The following is a 15,361-nucleotide window of genomic DNA, read 5'->3' on the forward strand; positions in this document are numbered from 1 at the left end:
GGTGACCCTACCCGCCGGGCCCGGCCGCTCAGCCGTCGCGCAGGTCGGATCCGCCCCACAAGCCGTACAGCCACAGGCGTTCGACGACCTCCACCGCACGCGCCGGGTCCGCGTCGCGACCGATGAAGCCGCTGTCGTGGGAGAGGGTCAGCGCCGTCGTCGCGATCAACGTCCGGACCAGCGCGGGCAGGTCCTCGGAGATCGGCCGGGCGCCGTCGTCCTGGCGCACCAGCCCGACGACCTTGTCGATGACGGTGTCCTCGAAGTCGTTCATGATCTCGCGGATCTGCGCGTCGGTGTTCCGCGCCAGCGTGGTGGCCCTCATGATCGGGTTGTTGCTGGCGAACACCGCGGCCGCGTAACCGACCATCCGGCGCGCGAACGTGGCAGGCGACTCTTCGGCCTCGCGGGGTGCGAAGTCGTGGGTGAGCTTGTCGAGTTCGGCCATCGCCTCGGCGACGATCACCGCGAGAACGGCGTATTTCGAGTCGAAGTAGAAATAGAACCCCGACCGCGCCACACCGGCCCGTTCGCTGATGGTGCTGACGGACAGCTCGGCGAACGGCTGCTCCTCGAGCAGCGCCCGGACCGCGGCCACGATCGCGTCGCGTTGCCGGTCGCCGCGGCTGCGGCGGATCTCGGGCGTGGCGGATTCGGCGGTCATGGCATTCAACCTTGGCACCGCGGCCCGCCAGAACAAAACTTGACATGCGTCAAGACGGCCCGTCAGGATGTGGAGGCGGTGACGTCCACCACAGCGTTGTGATGACCAGGAGCGTTCAGATGGCGACCATCAGCACCCCGGAGTACCTGCTCGACCAGGCCAGGCGCCGGTTCACCCCGACGCTGAACACCATCCCCGGCATGGGCATCGTCGAGAAGCGCCTGCGCGACAAACTGCAGAACCAGGAGTGGAAGCAGTTCGTGCTGGCCGAACCGCCTGCAGGCAGCGGACTCAAGCCGGTGATGGGCGATTCCGGGCTGCCGGTGCTCGGCCACATGATCGAGACCTTCCGCGGCGGCCCCGACTACCTGCTGCAGGTGTACAAGACCTACGGCCCGCTGCACTACGCCTACTCCCCCGCGCTGCCGGCGGTGGTCGCGCTCGGCCCCGACGCCACCCAGGCGGTGTTCTCCAACAAGAACAAGGACTACTCACAGAAGGGCTGGCATCCGGTCATCGGGCCGTTCTTCAATCGCGGCCTGATGCTGCTCGATTTCGACGAGCACATGTACCACCGCCGCATCATGCAGGAGGCGTTCACCCGCACCCGGCTGACCGGGTACGTCGAGCACATCGACCGGGTCGCCTCGCAGGTCATTGCGAACGACTGGGTCGAGAACGATCCGCGCTTCCTGTTCTATCCGGCGGTCAAGGAACTGACCCTCGACATCGCGTCGGTGGTGTTCATGGGCCACGAACCGGGCACCGACAAGGAACTGGTCACCAAGGTCAACGACGCGTTCACGATGACGACCCGCGCCGGCGGGGCGATCATCCGCACGGGACTGCCGCCGTTCAAGTGGTGGCGGGGTCTGCAGGCCCGCAAGGTGCTCGACACCTACTTCGAGCAGCGGGTCAAGGAGAAGCGCGGCTCCGACGGCACCGACATGCTGACGGTCCTGTGCCACACCGCCGACGAGGACGGCAACACGTTCTCCGATCAGGACATCGTCAACCACATGATCTTCCTGATGATGGCGGCGCACGACACCTCGACCTCGACGCTCACGACGATGGCCTACCACCTGTCGCGCAACCCGGAGTGGCAGGAACGCTGCCGCGAGGAGTCCGACCGCCTCGGTGACGGTCCCCTCGACATCGAGGCCCTGGAGAAGCTCGAGACCCTCGACCTGGTGATCAACGAGTCGCTGCGGCTGGTGACGCCGCTGCCGTTCAACGTGCGCCAGGCCGTCCGCGACACCGAACTGCTGGGCCACTTCATTCCGGCCGGCACCGATGTGGTGCTCTGGCCCTCGGTGAACCATCACCTTCCCGAACTGTGGACCGACCCCGAGAAGTTCGATCCGGCCCGCTTCGCCGAGCCACGCAACGAGCACAAACAGCACCGGTACGCGTTCGCGCCGTTCGGCGGCGGGGCGCACAAGTGCATCGGCATGGTGTTCGGTCAGCTGGAGATCAAGACGGTGATGCACCGGTTGCTGCGCCGCTACCGGCTGGAGCCGCCGCGCCCCGGCTACGTCTCGAAGCTGGACTACGCGGGCATGCCGGTGCCGATGGACGGTATGCCGATCGTGCTGCGCCCCCTGCGCTGACGGGTCCCCGAGCGGGGGTCAGGCGGCGAGCAGCCGGTTGGCACAGGCGATGACAGCGCGCAACGCGGACTGAGTGGCGTCCTGCGACCATCCCAGCGCCCATTCGGTGCGCGTACCGTCGGAGCCGCGGATGAAGGTCGCGGTGTGTGACCCGGCGGGGACCTGGTGGAAGTCCACGGTCTCGACGGCGATGCCCTCGTCGTGCAGCATCGCGGTCAGCGCCGCGATCGGACCGCACGCCGCGGCCGTCGCGGTGCTGATCCGGTCGCCGAGCGCCAGCGTCGCCTGGTAGTTGCGGGCCTGCGGGCCCAGCCGGCCCGCCGGGCGTTCGGTGTCGGTACAGGTCCACTGACCGAGCCGCAGCGGACCGGTCGTCGGGGCGTATTCGTCGAGGAACGCTTCCCAGGTCATCTCGTCGGCCTCCTCACGCAGTCCACGTGGCAGCGGAGCAGCAACGACGGACGCGAATGTGGGCGTCAGGGCGGGTGATGGCGATGTGCTGGTCATGTGCCGGTCTTCTCGTGATGGAGGTGACCGACGGTGTAGCAACGACCCACAGCGAGGGGTCGGTCCGGATCAGACCCCGCTGCGGGTTGCTACTACGAGTCGCCTTGGCACGTGGGCGATGCTAGACCTCCGCGCGGTCGCGGTGCAAACACTTTCTCGCCGCACTTCCGCCGCGAGAGGCCGACGGCGCCCGGCACTAAGGTCTGCGCAATGGGTTGGCCCGAATTCGCTCTGTTGCTGGCCGCAGGCATCCTGGGCGGCCTCACCGGCAGCATCGCCGGGTTGGCGTCGGTGGCCACCTATCCCGCCCTGTTGCTCGCCGGTCTGCCACCGGTGGCGGCCAACGTGACGAACACGGTGTCGCTGGTGTTCAACGGCATCGGTTCGGTACTGGGTTCACAGCCAGAGTTGCGGGGGCAGAGCGGGTGGCTCATGCGCATCGTGCCCGCCGCGGCCCTCGGCGGTGTGGCGGGCGCGGCGCTGCTCCTGTCCACCCCGGCCGAGGGATTCGAGAAGGTGGTGCCGATCCTGCTGGGCGGTTCGGCGATCGTGATCCTGCTCCCCCGCCGCTCCACTCCGGCACATCCCGAGCGCCGCCCGCACGCCGGGCTCGGCGAGTCCGCCGCGATCTTCGCCATCTGCGTCTATGGCGGCTACTTCGGTGCGGCGGCCGGAGTGCTGCTGCTGGCGCTGCTGCTCACTACGGGCAGCGATACGCTCGCCCACGCGAACGCGGGGAAGAACGTCGTGCTCGGAGTCGCCAACACGACCGCGGCGGTGGTCTTCGCGGTGTTCGCGCCGGTGCACTGGGTGGCGGTCCTCCCGCTGGGCGCGGGCTGTCTGCTGGGCTCTCGGCTGGGCCCGGTCGTGGTGCGCCACGCTCCGGCCGGCCCCATGCGGCTCCTGATCGGACTGGCGGGCGTCGCGCTGGCGGTCAAGCTCGGCGTCGACGCCTACTGACCGGCTCACATGAACGGGTCGTCGCCCTTGGCGACGCGCATCCCGAGATCGATCAGGTTCGTCGCCGAAGTGTGCAACCGCTCCCCGGCCTCCCGCGTCGCCCGGCCGGCCAGGAACCTCGACCACGTCCCCTCGATGACGACGGCGAGTTTGAAGCACGCCATCGCCAGATACCAGGGCAGCGCGTCGGTCCGCCTGCCGCCCGCCGAGAGGTAGGCGTCCAACAGGTCACTGCGGCTCGCCAGCCCGCCGAGGGCGGCGAGTTCCGATCCGGCGTTGATCGGATTCGGTTCGTGCGGCCAGCAGATCAGCATCCAGCCGAGGTCGAGCAGCGGGTCACCGACGGTGCACATCTCCCAGTCGATGAACGCCGCCAGCTCGGGCGTCTCCCGGCGCAGCAACACGTTGTTGAGGTGGGCGTCGCCGTGCATGATGCCCGGTGGACCGTCGGCGGGCCGGTTCGTCTCCAGCCACTCGGCCAGGTCCCCCACGGCGGGCAGGGCATCCGGGGAGTACCGCTCGTGGCGATAGCTCTCGAGCAGGCGCAGGAACTGCGGGACCTGGCGCGCCAGAAAGGAACCGGGCCGTTTGATGGCGGCCAGTTCGCTGCCCTCCCAGGGCACGTTGCCCAGCCGGGCCAGGCTGGCGGCGTAGGACAACCCCACCCGGTGGCGCATGTCGGGGTCGTGCCGGTAGGCCTCGGCCACCTCGTTGCCCGGATTGAACCCGTCGACCTCCTCCATGAGGTAGAACACGACGCCGAGGACGTCGAGGTCCTCGCATCCGGCGATGAAACCCGGGTGCGGGACCGGGCTTCCGGCCAGCGTGCGCAGCACGGCGATCTCGCGCTGCATCGTCTTGTCGCTCGTCGGGCGCGGATGGACCGGTGGACGGCGCAGCACCATCGACCGCCCGTCGAGGCGCAACCGGACCACGACGTTCTGGCTGCCACCGGCCAGCGGTGTCACGTCGGTGACCGTCGAGCCGAGGCCCTCCCTGCGGGCCCACTGCGTCAGGGCGGTCACGTCGGCGTCGGTCAGGGTGGGTAGTTGCTTCGCGGCGTCGGGCATGCCGACATCGTCTCAGGCCTTCCGCGCGGTCAGCAGCAGATACTCCCACTCCATGCGCGACGAGCCGCCCATCAGCTCGTCGCCCAGCCGCGCGATGTCGGCGTCCAGCTGCGCGGCCCGGTCCGCGTCGTCGCCGATGTTGCGGTACGCCGCGATGGTGGGGCCGTAGACGGCCTTGAAGTAGTCCCGGAACTCGGCGCCGTCGGCGAAGTGGGTGACCGGCAGGGTTCGGCGCTGCGCGACGACGTCGGTGACCCGGTCCCCGAAGAGCTCCCGCACGTGCTCCTCGCGACCCCACAGCGGCGGCGGCGACGCACCCGGCGGCGGGGTCGGCATGTAGGGCTTCATGGTGGCGAACAACCGACCGATGTGGCCCTCGGGCGTCCAGTTGATCAGCCCGATCGTCCCGCCCGGCCTGCACACCCGCAGCAACTCGTCGGCGGCGCGTTGGTGGTAGGGCGCGAACATCACCCCGATGCAGGACATGACGACGTCGAAGTCGTTGTCCCCGAACGGAAGAGCATGTGCGTCGGCCTCCTGCCACTCGAGTTCGAGGCCGGCCTGCTCGCCGACCGCGCGGCCGGCCTCGAGCAGTTCGGGGGTCAGGTCGCTGGCCGTCACCGAGGCGCCCTTCTCGGCGGCCGGGATGGCGGCGTTGCCGGTGCCCGCCGCGACGTCGAGGACCCGGTCGCCCGAGCCGATCCCGGCAGCCTCGACGAGGATCGGCCCCAGCGGGGCGACGAGTTCGGCCGCCAGCTTCGGATAGTCGCCGGACGCCCACATGGACCGGTGTTTTGCGGCCAGCTGCCGGTCGTCGACCGTGGCGGTGTCACTGCTCATGGCTGCGTCCTCCTTGTTCGGGTGCACACATCGTCACCCCGCGTTCGCCCCGATTCCAGTTCTGGATCTGTACTGGCGGCGGGTTGTGCGCGACGATGTCTGTGCGGTCGTCGAGGAGGTGGGCCCATGTCGGGTTACGGCCAGTTCTGTCCGGTGGCCAAGGCCATGGAACTGCTCGACGAACGGTGGACGTTGCTCGTCGTGCGCGAATTGCTGCTCGGTAGTACACATTTCAACGATCTGCGGCGGGGTGTCCCGAAGATGTCGCCGGCGCTGCTGTCGAAACGGCTCAAGGCGCTGACCCGCGCCGGGGTCGTCGACCGTACCGAAATCGACGGGCGTACCAGCTATTCGCTCACCCGCTGCGGTCAGGAGTTGGCCGGGGTGGTCGACGCGCTGGGCGCCTGGGGTGCGCGCTGGATCGGGGAACTCGGCGATGAGGATCTCGATCCTCATCTGCTCATGTGGGACATCCGCCGAAGCATCCCCGTGGAGCAATGGCCCACGGCCCGTACAACACTCGCGTTCCGCTTCGACGACGTCGGTGCGCGGACCTCGCGGTGGTGGCTGATGGTCGCCGACGGGCGGGCCGACGTGTGCGACGTCGACCCAGGCTACGAGGTCACGGCCACCGTGCAGACCAGTCTGCGCGCGCTCACCAGGATCTGGCGCGGCGACCGCAGTTGGCAGCACGCACTTCTCGACGGCGACGTCGCGGTGTCCGGCCCGGCCGACGCCCGCCGGGCGGTGCCGTCCTGGGTCGGCCAGGGGTCACTGGCGGCGGTACCCCGGCCCTGACGGGGAGTTCGGTGCAGTTGGTCGCGGCGAGCGCGACCAACCACACCGAAATCGCTTTACTTGGGGGCGAACCGCTGTCCGGCGTCGAGCCGGATGCACTGCCCGTTGAGCATCGCGTTCTCGACGATCGCGACGGCCAGCTTGGCGTACTCCTCCGGACGGCCGAGCCGCTTGGGGAATGCGGCGTCCTTGGTCAGCTGAGCGGCGAACTCGTCCGGGATCCCCTCGGTCAGTCCGGTCGCGAACAGGCTCGGGGCGATGGCGAGCACCCGGATCCCCAGACTGCCCAGGTCACGGGCCATCGTCAGGCACATACCGGCGATGGCGGCCTTGGACGCGGTGTAGGCGACCTGCCCGATCTGCCCCTCGAACGCGGCGATCGACGAGGTGTTGATGATGACCCCGCGCTCGTCGTCCTCGGGTTCGTTCTTGCTCATGTGTTCGGCGGCGAGCCTGCTGATGTTGAACGTGCCGACGGTGTTGAGGTCCTGCACCTGGCGGAAGACGTCGAGATCGTGCGGGCCGTTCTTCGACAGGGTGCGCATGGCCGAACCACCGCCGGCCGTGGTCACGGCGATATGCAGACCATTGAGGGCCTCGACGGCCGAAGCGAGGACCTGCTCGGTGCCCGCGAAGTCCATGACGTCGACGGGATGGAACGTTGCACCGAGTTCATCGGCCACCTCCTGGCCCTTCGACTGCGGCCGGTCCAGCACCGCGACGGTCGCGCCACGCTTGGTGAGCGCCTCGGCGGTGGCGCGGCCGAAGCCGGACGCACCCCCGACGACGATCGCCTTCTTGCCCTCGATCTCCATCTAGCTCCCTTTCCACATTGAGGTCGGACTGTAAAGGAACCTAGCCGACGTCACGGTTCGTTAAGCCCTTCGGGTACGCACACTGACTACCTTGGCGAGCATGGCCGGCCTTCCCCCCACGACGCGCGCCTGGTGCGGGGTCGCCGCCGCGGCCGTCGCGCTGGGTGTCACGGAGTTGACGGCCGCACTGTTCGGTCCGCAGGCCGACGCCCGCACCGCGGTCGGTTCCACGGTCATCGATGTGACACCCGGCCCCGTCAAGGAGTGGGCGATCTCCACGTTCGGTATGGCCGACAAACTGGTGCTGTCGGTTCTCGTGCTGGCGGTGATCGCGCTAGTCGCCGCGGCCGGCGCCGCGCTGCAGACGCGGCGTGTGCCGGTGGGCAGCGCCGTGATCGTCGCCGGCGGCGTGCTCGGGGGCGCGGCGGTGCTGTCCCGGCCCGGCGCCGGCGCGGTGGACCTGATCCCGACGGTGGCCGGGGCGGTGTGCGGGGTGGCGGTCCTGCACCTGCTGCTGTCCGGCCGCGTCACCGATGCCGGCGAGGCCGCCGCCGTCGACCGCGGTCGCCGGCTCTCGCTGATGGCGCTCGGATTCCTCGCCGCCGGCGGTGTCGCGGGTGTCGCCGGCGCCGCCCTCTCCCGGCGCGCCGCCTCGGTCAGCGGCGACCGCGCCGCCTTCTCGCTGCCGCGCGCCGATGTGCCCGCGCCGTCCATCCCGGCGGCCGTGCAGCCTCGCGGTGTGACGCTGCCGCCGTTCGTCACGCCCGCCGCCGACTTCTACCGCATCGACACCGCGCTCAGCGTGCCGCAGCTCAGTCGCGACCAGTGGCGACTGCGCGTGCACGGGATGGTCGACCGCGAGCTCACCTATCGCTTCTCCGACCTCGAGCGGTTCGAGGTGGTGGAGAAGGTCGTGACGTTGACGTGCGTGTCGAACCTGGTGGGCGGCGACCTCGTCTCGACTGCCACCTGGACCGGATACCGTGTGCGGGACCTGTTGGCGGACGCGGGCATTCACGCGGGCGCCGACATGGTCCTGTCGACCTCGACGGACGGTTTCACCGCGGGCACACCGGTGGGGGCGCTCACCGACTCGCGCGACGCGCTGCTGGCGATCGGCATGAACGGCGAACCGCTGCCGACCGAGCACGGGTACCCCGCCCGTCTCGTGGTGCCCGGCCTGTACGGGTACGTGTCGGCCACCAAGTGGGTCGTCGACCTGGAGCTCACCCGCTTCGACCGGGCACAGGCCTACTGGACGAAACTGGGATGGTCGGAGCGTGGGCCCATCAAGACCCAGTCCCGAATCGACGTGCCACGCAGTGGAACCGAGGTCGCGGCCGGCCCGGTGACGTTCGGCGGCGTGGCGTGGGCACAGAACCGCGGGGTGCGCGCCGTCGAGGTCCGCATCGATCCGCCCGGCGGTCAGGGCGAATGGCGGCCGGCCCGGCTCGGCGAGAGCTACTCCAACGAGACGTGGCGGCTGTGGAGCTACCGGTGGGAGGCGAAGGAGCCGGGCCTCCACACCATGCTCGTCCGCGCCACGGACGGCACCGGCGCGGTGCAGACCGAGGATCAGGCCGACCCGGTGCCCGACGGTGCGACGGGCTGGCACACGGTCGCCTTCCGCGTCGCCTGACCGAGGGACAACGCGTGGCAGCGCCCGATGTCGGACCCGCATGCCATCCTCGAGGAGTGTTGCTCGTCGATGTCGCCACCGCCTCGGTCGACGTCGGCGCGATGTCGTCGCGGCTGGCCAAGACCGCCAGGATCGCCGATCTGCTGAGCCGGGCCGGCGCCGAACAGGACGCCCGGCTCATCGCGGTGACGGTGGCGTGGCTGTCCGGTGAGCTGCCCCAGCGCCAGATCGGCGTGGGGTGGGCGGCGTTGCGTTCGCTTCCGGAGCCCGCTGCGGAACCGACGCTGTCCGTGCCGGCGGTCGACCGCGCGTTCACAGAGATCGGCGCCGTCGCGGGAAAGGGTTCGCAGGCCCGCCGCGCCGCCCTGATCGCCGAGTTGTTCGCAGCGGCCACGCCGGTCGAGCAGACCTTCCTTCGCCGCCTGCTCACCGGAGAACTGCGGCAGGGCGCGTTGCTCGGCGTGATGAGCGACGCCGTCTCGAAAGCCGCGGCCATCCCCGCCGCGGAGGTCCGGCGCGCGGCGATGCTCGCCGGAGACCTGCCCGCGGTGGCCGCCGCGGCGCTCACCGGGGGCGATGCGGCACTGGCGGCGTTCACCCTGCGGGTCGGGCGTCCGGTCGGGCCGATGCTCGCGCAGACCGCCACGGGTGTCGCCGACGCGCTGGACCGGCTGGGCGGATCCGCGGTGTTCGAGGCGAAACTCGACGGCGCCCGCGTGCAGATCCACCGCCGCGGGCCGGATGTCTCGGTCTACACCCGCTCCCTCGACGACGTCACCGCCCGCCTGCCGGAGGTCGTCGAGACGGCGCTCGCCCTGCCGGTCACCGATCTGATCGCCGACGCCGAGGCGATCGCACTCCGGCCCGACGGCCGCCCGCACCGGTTCCAGGTGACCGCGTCGCGGTTCGGCCGGGCCGCCTCGCGCGCCACCCAACCGCTGTCGGTGTTCGTCTTCGACCTGCTGCACGTCGACGGCACCGACCTACTCGACCGGCCGACCGTCGAGCGCGTGGGCGTTCTCGACGATCTGGTACCGGCGGCGCACCGCGTGGACCGGCTCATCACCGGCGACGGCGCCGCCGCGCAGCGCTTCCTCGAGGCGACGCTCGCCGCGGGGCACGAGGGGGTGATGGCCAAGGCTCCCGCGGCGCCGTACGAAGCCGGCCGCCGCGGAGCGGGCTGGTTGAAGGTCAAACCCGTCCACACCCTCGATCTGGTGGTCCTCGCCGTGGAATGGGGCAGCGGCAGACGCACCGGCAAGCTGTCCAACATCCACCTCGGCGCCCGCGATCCGGCGACGGGGGGTTTCGTGATGCTGGGCAAGACGTTCAAGGGCATGACCGACGCGGTGCTCGACTGGCAGACCACCCGGTTCCTCGAGTTGGCCGACGGTCCGACGGACGGTTACACCGTTCGCGTGCGCCCCGAACAGGTGGTCGAGATCGCGTTCGACGGAGTCCAGGGTTCGACGCGCTACCCGGGCGGGATGGCGCTGCGGTTCGCCCGCGTCCTGCGCTACCGGGACGACAAATCCCCGGCGGAGGCGGATACCGTCGACACCGTCCGCGCGTTCTACGAGCGCGGCTGAAAGCCGGAATCGACTCACGGCCGATTTCGTCGGTGCGAGGATCGACCACAGGCACCTGACACTGTCGCGCCATCGTAGGGAGGGATCGTGGCCACACCCACCGCCGCACCGTCGGAGCGCTTCGAGGAGACCGTCGGCGACGTCACGTACATCCGCACGGACAGGGACCTGCCGCCGGTGGCGATCATCGACCGGTCCCCGATCACCACCCGACACCGGATCGTGTTTGGGCTCATCGCGCTCGCGGGCGCGATCGCGTGGGCGGTGATCGCGTTCTTCCGCGGCGAGACCGTCAACGCCGTCTGGTTCGTGATCGCCGCCATCTGCACCTACGTGGTGGCGTTCCGCTTCTACGCGCGGCTGATCGAGATGAACATCGTCAAACCCCGCGACGACAACGCCACGCCGGCCGAGCTTTTCGAGAACGCCACCGATTACGTGCCGACCGACCGCCGGGTGCTGTTCGGTCACCACTTCGCCGCCATCGCCGGCGCGGGCCCGCTCGTCGGGCCTGTCCTGGCCATGCAGATGGGCTTCTTGCCGGGCACCATCTGGATCATCATCGGCGCGGTGTTCGCCGGGTGTGTGCAGGACTACCTGGTGCTGTCGATCTCGACGCGGCGCCGGGGCCGCTCGCTGGGCCAGATGGCCCGCGACGAACTGGGAGCCGTCGGCGGAGCGGCCGCGATCGTCGGTGTGCTCGTCATCATGGTGATCCTGCTCGCGGTGCTCGCGCTGGTCGTGGTCCAGGCGCTGGCACAGAGCCCGTGGGGTGTGTTCTCCATCGCCATGACGATCCCGATCGCGTTGTTCATGGGCGTCTACCTGAGGTTCCTGCGGCCCGGCCGGGTGTCCGAGGTGTCGGCCATCGGCGTGGTGCTGCTCCTGCTGGCCGTCGCCTCCGGCCGGTGGGTGGCCGAAACCAGCTGGGGCGCATCCTGGTTCGACCTGTCGCCGGTCGCGCTGAGCTGGGCCGTCATCCTCTACGGGCTGGCCGCGTCGGTGTTGCCGGTCTGGTTGCTGCTCGCCCCGCGCGACTATCTGTCGACGTTCATGAAGGTCGGCACCATCGCGCTGCTCGCGGTCGGCATCCTCATCGCCCGGCCCGTCATGGAGGCGCCCGCGATCTCGAACTTCGCCGCCAGCGGCACCGGTCCGGTCTTCGCCGGATCCCTGTTCCCGTTCCTGTTCATCACGATCGCCTGCGGTGCGCTGTCGGGCTTTCATTCGTTGATCTCCTCGGGCACCACTCCCAAGCTGCTCGAGAAGGAAAGCCAGATGCGGCTGATCGGCTACGGCGGCATGCTGACCGAATCGTTCGTCGCGATCATGGCCCTGATCACCGCCGCGATCCTCAACCAGCACCTGTACTTCACCCTCAACGCACCCGCCGCCCAGACCGGCGGCACGGCCGAGACCGCGGCGGAGTACGTCAACGGCCTCGGACTGTCCGGCGCGCCGATCACTGCGCAGCAGATCGACGAGGCCGCCGCAAGCGTGGGCGAGACCTCGATCGTCTCGCGCACCGGCGGTGCGCCCACGCTGGCGTTCGGCATGTCCGAAGTGCTGAGCAGTGTGTTCGGCGGCAGCGCGTTGAAGGCCTTCTGGTATCACTTCGCGATCATGTTCGAGGCCCTGTTCATCCTCACGACCGTCGACGCAGGCACCCGGGTGGCGCGGTTCATGCTGTCCGACGGCCTGTCGAATCTCGGTGGGCCGCTGCGCAAACTGAAGGATCCGAGCTGGCGCGTCGGCGCCTGGATCTGCAGTGTGATCGTGGTGGCCGCGTGGGGCAGCATCCTGCTGATGGGGGTCACCGATCCGCTCGGTGGCATCAACACGCTGTTCCCGCTGTTCGGTATCGCCAACCAGTTGCTCGCGGCGATCGCGCTCACGGTCGTCACCGTCGTCGTCCTCAAGAAGGGTCACCGCGCGTGGGCGCTGGTGCCGGGCGTCCCGCTGCTGTGGGATCTGGTCATCACGCTGACCGCGTCGTGGCAGAAGATCTTCTCCGGCGATCCCAAGGTCGGCTACTGGACCCAGCACTTCCAGTACAAGTCGGCGCTGGCACAGGGCAAGGAGTCCTTCGGCGCGGCCAAGAACACCGACCAGATGAACGACGTCATCCGCAACACCTTCATCCAGGGCACCCTGTCTATCGTGTTCGCCGTGCTCGTCGTGATCGTCTTCGCCGCAGGCGTCATCATGGCGGTCCGCGCGCTACGGGGCACCGCGCCGCCCACCACCGAGGAGGAGGCGCTGCCGTCGCGGATCTTCGGCCCCTCCGGCCTGCACACCACCGCCAGGGAGAAGGAGGTGCAGAAGCAATGGGACGCGCTGTCGGCATCGCCCGCAAAATCCGTTGGTACATCGCTTCGTTGATGGGCGACAACCATTACCGCCGCTACCTCGAGCACCGGCGGCGCACCCATCCGGGAGAGCCGGTGCTCACCGAGCGCGAGTACTGGCACCTGCGGCATGCCGCCGCCGAAGCCGAACCCGGGGCGCGGTGCTGCTGACTCAGGTCAGGGCGTATCGGATCGGCAGGTGTTTGAGCCCGCCGACGAACGTGGTCGCGACATGTTCGGGGCGGCCGGCGAGTTCGACCGACCGCAGTCTCGGCAGCAACTCGGCGAAGAAGCTGCTGACCTCCATCCGCGCCAGCGCCGCGCCGAGACAGAAGTGCACGCCGTAGCCGAAGGACACGTGCCGGTTGGGGTCGCGTCCGACGTCAAATCGGAACGGCGCGTCGAACACGTCTTCGTCGCGGTTGCCCGAAACGTACGACAGCAGAAGCGATTCACCGGCCCTGATCGGCACGCCGCGCACCTCGGTGTCCTGAGCCGCGGTACGCATGAACGCCTTGACCGGGGTGACCCAGCGGATCATCTCCTCGGCGGCGAGTCCCATCAGGCCCGGGTCGGACTGCAACCGGCGCAGTTGCTCCGGGTGCTCGATGAGCGCCAGCATGCCGCCGGAGATGGTGGCGCTGGTGGTGTCGTGGCCTGCGGCCGCCACGATCGCGTAGTAGGACACCGTGTCGATGTCGGACAGCGGTTCGCCACCCAACCGGGCGTTGGCGATCGCGGAGGCGAGGTCGTCGGTGGGGTGCTCCCGTCGGGATGCGGTCAACGCGGTGAAGTACTGGAACATCTCGAGCAAGGCTGCCATCTGGTCCTCGGACGAGTCGCCGCGCTGGAACTCCTCGTCGTCGCTGCCGAACAGTTCCTGGGTGAGCCGCAGCATCAGCGGGAAGTCGGCTTCGGGCACGCCGAGCAGCGACATGATGACGTACAACGGGTAGTTGACCGCGACCTCCTGGACGAAATCGCACTCCGGGCCCGCCGCGAGCATCTTGTCGACGTAGATTCTGGCCAGCTCGTCGACGCGAACCTTCAACGCCCGCATCGCCTTCGGCCGGAACCAGTCGGCGCCGATGGCCCGCAGGTCGCGGTGTTCGGGGTCGTCGAGGTGGATCAGCGTGCGGATCCCCACACCCGCCTGCAGCTCGTCGGCGGCCGCGGTCATCAGCACCGAACGCGGCGAGTTGGTGAACAGGGTGTTCGCCCGCTCGATCGCCATGATGTCGGCGTGTCTGGTGATCGCCCAGAAGGGTCGGTAGCCGTCGACCTCCACCCACGACACCGGCGCGTGCGCCCGCAGGTGGGTCAGGGCCGCATGCAGTGCCGGTTCGTCGGTGTAGGCCTTGGGTGTGGCGAACACCCTGGCGGCCTCGTCGATGATCGGGGCACTCATGCGTCGCTCCTCCCAGCGGCGGCCGTGAGGCCGCGCAACTCGTGCAGTACAGCGGTGACGGCGGCGTCGGGCACACCGGCCGGAAACGCGGGCAGCACCCGGTCGATGACCCCGTCGCACCGGTCATGCAGCCTGGCGGCAACGGTGTCGAGCGGCGCGACGACGGCGAACGCGTTCAGCACGTCGTCGTCGATCAGCGCCCCCATCGCGTCCCATTCGCCCTGCCGGGACAGCCGGTGCAGTTCGGTGTGCAGATCGCCCCACCCGTGCAGCTCGAGCACCCTGCGGTAGGCGGGCGTCGACCCGTAGAACGCCAGCTGCTTGCGGGTCCCGACGCTCGCCGCGCGCACGTCCTCGGGGGTCTCCCCCGTCACGACGAACACCGGACACGACACCTCGAAGTCGCTGCGGCGCCTGCCCGCTCGGGCCATCCCCTCCCGCAGCGCCGGGGCGGTGACCTCGTCGAGGTAGCGCTTGGTGGTGAACGCGTGCGCCAGCAGACCGTCGGCGACTTCACCGCACATCCGGGTCATCGCCTCACCCACGGCGGCGATGAAGATCTTCGGGACGCCGTGTGGATGCGGTTCGGGCACGAACATCGGCGTCATGATCTTGTGGGTGTAGAACTCGCCGTCGAAGCGCAACGCCGTGCCGTCGTGCCAACACGACCAGATCTCGCGGAGCGCGGCAACGAATTCGCGCATCCTGGGCACCGGACGGCTCCACGGCATCGAGAACCGCTTCTCGATGTGCGGCTGGATCTGGGTGCCCAGACCGAGGATGAAGCGTCCGCCGGAATAGGCCTGCAGGTCCCACCCGATGTTGGCCACGGTCATCGGGTTTCGGGCGAATGCGACCGCGATGCTGGTGCCGATCTCGAGCCGGGTGGTGTGCTCGGCCGCGAGCAGCAGCGGGAGGAACGGGTCGTGGTTGATCTCACCGGTCCAGCAGCCGTCGTAGCCCTGGTCCTCCAGCGCCGTGGCCACCTCGGGGACGCGGTCGAGTCGACTGGGGATGCCTCGGTCCACCTTGAGGCCGGGCACTGCGCCGTCACCCATGGGCGATGACGCTACAGTAAGCAATTCAGTAAGGTCAACGACCGTGAGTGAG

14 protein-coding genes are annotated in these 15,361 nt (G+C 69.4%); 7 read left to right on the forward strand and 7 right to left on the reverse strand.

From position 1 onward, the window contains the following. Positions 1-28: 28 nt before the first annotated feature. On the reverse strand, positions 29-664 hold the full coding sequence (locus tag AU196_RS20825; RefSeq protein ID WP_059096976.1) for a TetR/AcrR family transcriptional regulator: 636 nt from the start codon (positions 662-664) through the stop codon (positions 29-31). Between the two features lie 119 nt (positions 665-783). Between AU196_RS20825 and AU196_RS20830 the strand changes: the two genes are divergently transcribed. Continuing rightward, complete coding sequence (locus AU196_RS20830) at positions 784-2,277, forward strand: cytochrome P450 (RefSeq protein ID WP_059096977.1); 1,494 nt, start codon at positions 784-786, stop codon at positions 2,275-2,277. Between the two features lie 18 nt (positions 2,278-2,295). On the opposite strand, the gene AU196_RS20835 is transcribed toward AU196_RS20830, so the two are convergent. Further along, entirely contained in the window at positions 2,296-2,784 is a 489-nt protein-coding gene (locus AU196_RS20835) for a 2-isopropylmalate synthase (protein WP_059096978.1), read from the reverse strand. Positions 2,785-2,994: 210 nt separating this feature from the next. On the opposite strand from AU196_RS20835, the gene AU196_RS20840 reads away from it, so the two are divergent. After that, positions 2,995-3,744: a sulfite exporter TauE/SafE family protein gene (locus AU196_RS20840; RefSeq protein ID WP_059096979.1), complete on the forward strand. Its 750-nt coding sequence runs from the start codon at positions 2,995-2,997 to the stop codon at positions 3,742-3,744. Positions 3,745-3,749: 5 nt separating this feature from the next. On the opposite strand, the gene AU196_RS20845 is transcribed toward AU196_RS20840, so the two are convergent. Beyond that, on the reverse strand, positions 3,750-4,814 hold the full coding sequence (locus tag AU196_RS20845) for a phosphotransferase family protein (RefSeq protein WP_059096980.1): 1,065 nt from the start codon (positions 4,812-4,814) through the stop codon (positions 3,750-3,752). A 12-nt stretch (positions 4,815-4,826) separates the two neighbouring features. Next, a complete protein-coding gene (locus AU196_RS20850) occupies positions 4,827-5,654 on the reverse strand; it encodes a class I SAM-dependent methyltransferase (RefSeq protein ID WP_059097156.1) in 828 nt (275 codons plus the stop codon). A gap of 126 nt (positions 5,655-5,780) precedes the next feature. Here AU196_RS20850 and AU196_RS20855 point away from each other — a divergent pair, with 126 nt between their 5' ends. Beyond that, positions 5,781-6,452 (forward strand): winged helix-turn-helix transcriptional regulator, encoded by a 672-nt coding sequence (locus AU196_RS20855; protein WP_059096981.1) that lies wholly within the window; start codon positions 5,781-5,783, stop codon positions 6,450-6,452. Between the two features lie 56 nt (positions 6,453-6,508). Here the strand turns inward: AU196_RS20855 and AU196_RS20860 are convergent, their stop codons facing one another. Beyond that, a complete protein-coding gene (locus AU196_RS20860) occupies positions 6,509-7,267 on the reverse strand; it encodes an SDR family NAD(P)-dependent oxidoreductase (RefSeq protein WP_059096982.1) in 759 nt (252 codons plus the stop codon). Positions 7,268-7,367: 100 nt separating this feature from the next. On the opposite strand from AU196_RS20860, the gene AU196_RS20865 reads away from it, so the two are divergent. From AU196_RS20865 to AU196_RS25310, 4 genes are all read left to right on the forward strand, one after another. Next, positions 7,368-8,906, forward strand: a complete 1,539-nt coding sequence (locus AU196_RS20865; RefSeq protein ID WP_059096983.1) for a molybdopterin-dependent oxidoreductase — start codon at positions 7,368-7,370, stop codon at positions 8,904-8,906. Positions 8,907-8,962: 56 nt separating this feature from the next. Further along, positions 8,963-10,495 carry an ATP-dependent DNA ligase gene (locus tag AU196_RS20870; protein WP_059096984.1) on the forward strand — a complete coding sequence of 511 codons (1,533 nt, stop codon included), beginning with the start codon at positions 8,963-8,965 and terminating at the stop codon, positions 10,493-10,495. A gap of 87 nt (positions 10,496-10,582) precedes the next feature. After that, positions 10,583-12,877 (forward strand): carbon starvation CstA family protein, encoded by a 2,295-nt coding sequence (locus AU196_RS20875; RefSeq protein ID WP_059096985.1) that lies wholly within the window; start codon positions 10,583-10,585, stop codon positions 12,875-12,877. Then, on the forward strand, positions 12,877-13,014 hold the full coding sequence (locus AU196_RS25310) for a YbdD/YjiX family protein (protein ID WP_502687276.1): 138 nt from the start codon (positions 12,877-12,879) through the stop codon (positions 13,012-13,014). Before AU196_RS20875 ends, AU196_RS25310 begins: the two co-directional genes overlap by 1 nt. Before the next feature lies 1 nt (position 13,015). Here the strand turns inward: AU196_RS25310 and AU196_RS20880 are convergent, their stop codons facing one another. Next, positions 13,016-14,251, reverse strand: a complete 1,236-nt coding sequence (locus AU196_RS20880; RefSeq protein ID WP_059096986.1) for a cytochrome P450 — start codon at positions 14,249-14,251, stop codon at positions 13,016-13,018. After that, a complete protein-coding gene (locus AU196_RS20885) occupies positions 14,248-15,309 on the reverse strand; it encodes an LLM class F420-dependent oxidoreductase (RefSeq protein ID WP_059096987.1) in 1,062 nt (353 codons plus the stop codon). Before AU196_RS20885 ends, AU196_RS20880 begins: the two co-directional genes overlap by 4 nt. Positions 15,310-15,361 lie beyond the last annotated feature (52 nt).

Source organism: Mycobacterium sp. IS-1742 (genome assembly GCF_001500125.1).
Classification (GTDB): domain Bacteria; phylum Actinomycetota; class Actinomycetes; order Mycobacteriales; family Mycobacteriaceae; genus Mycobacterium.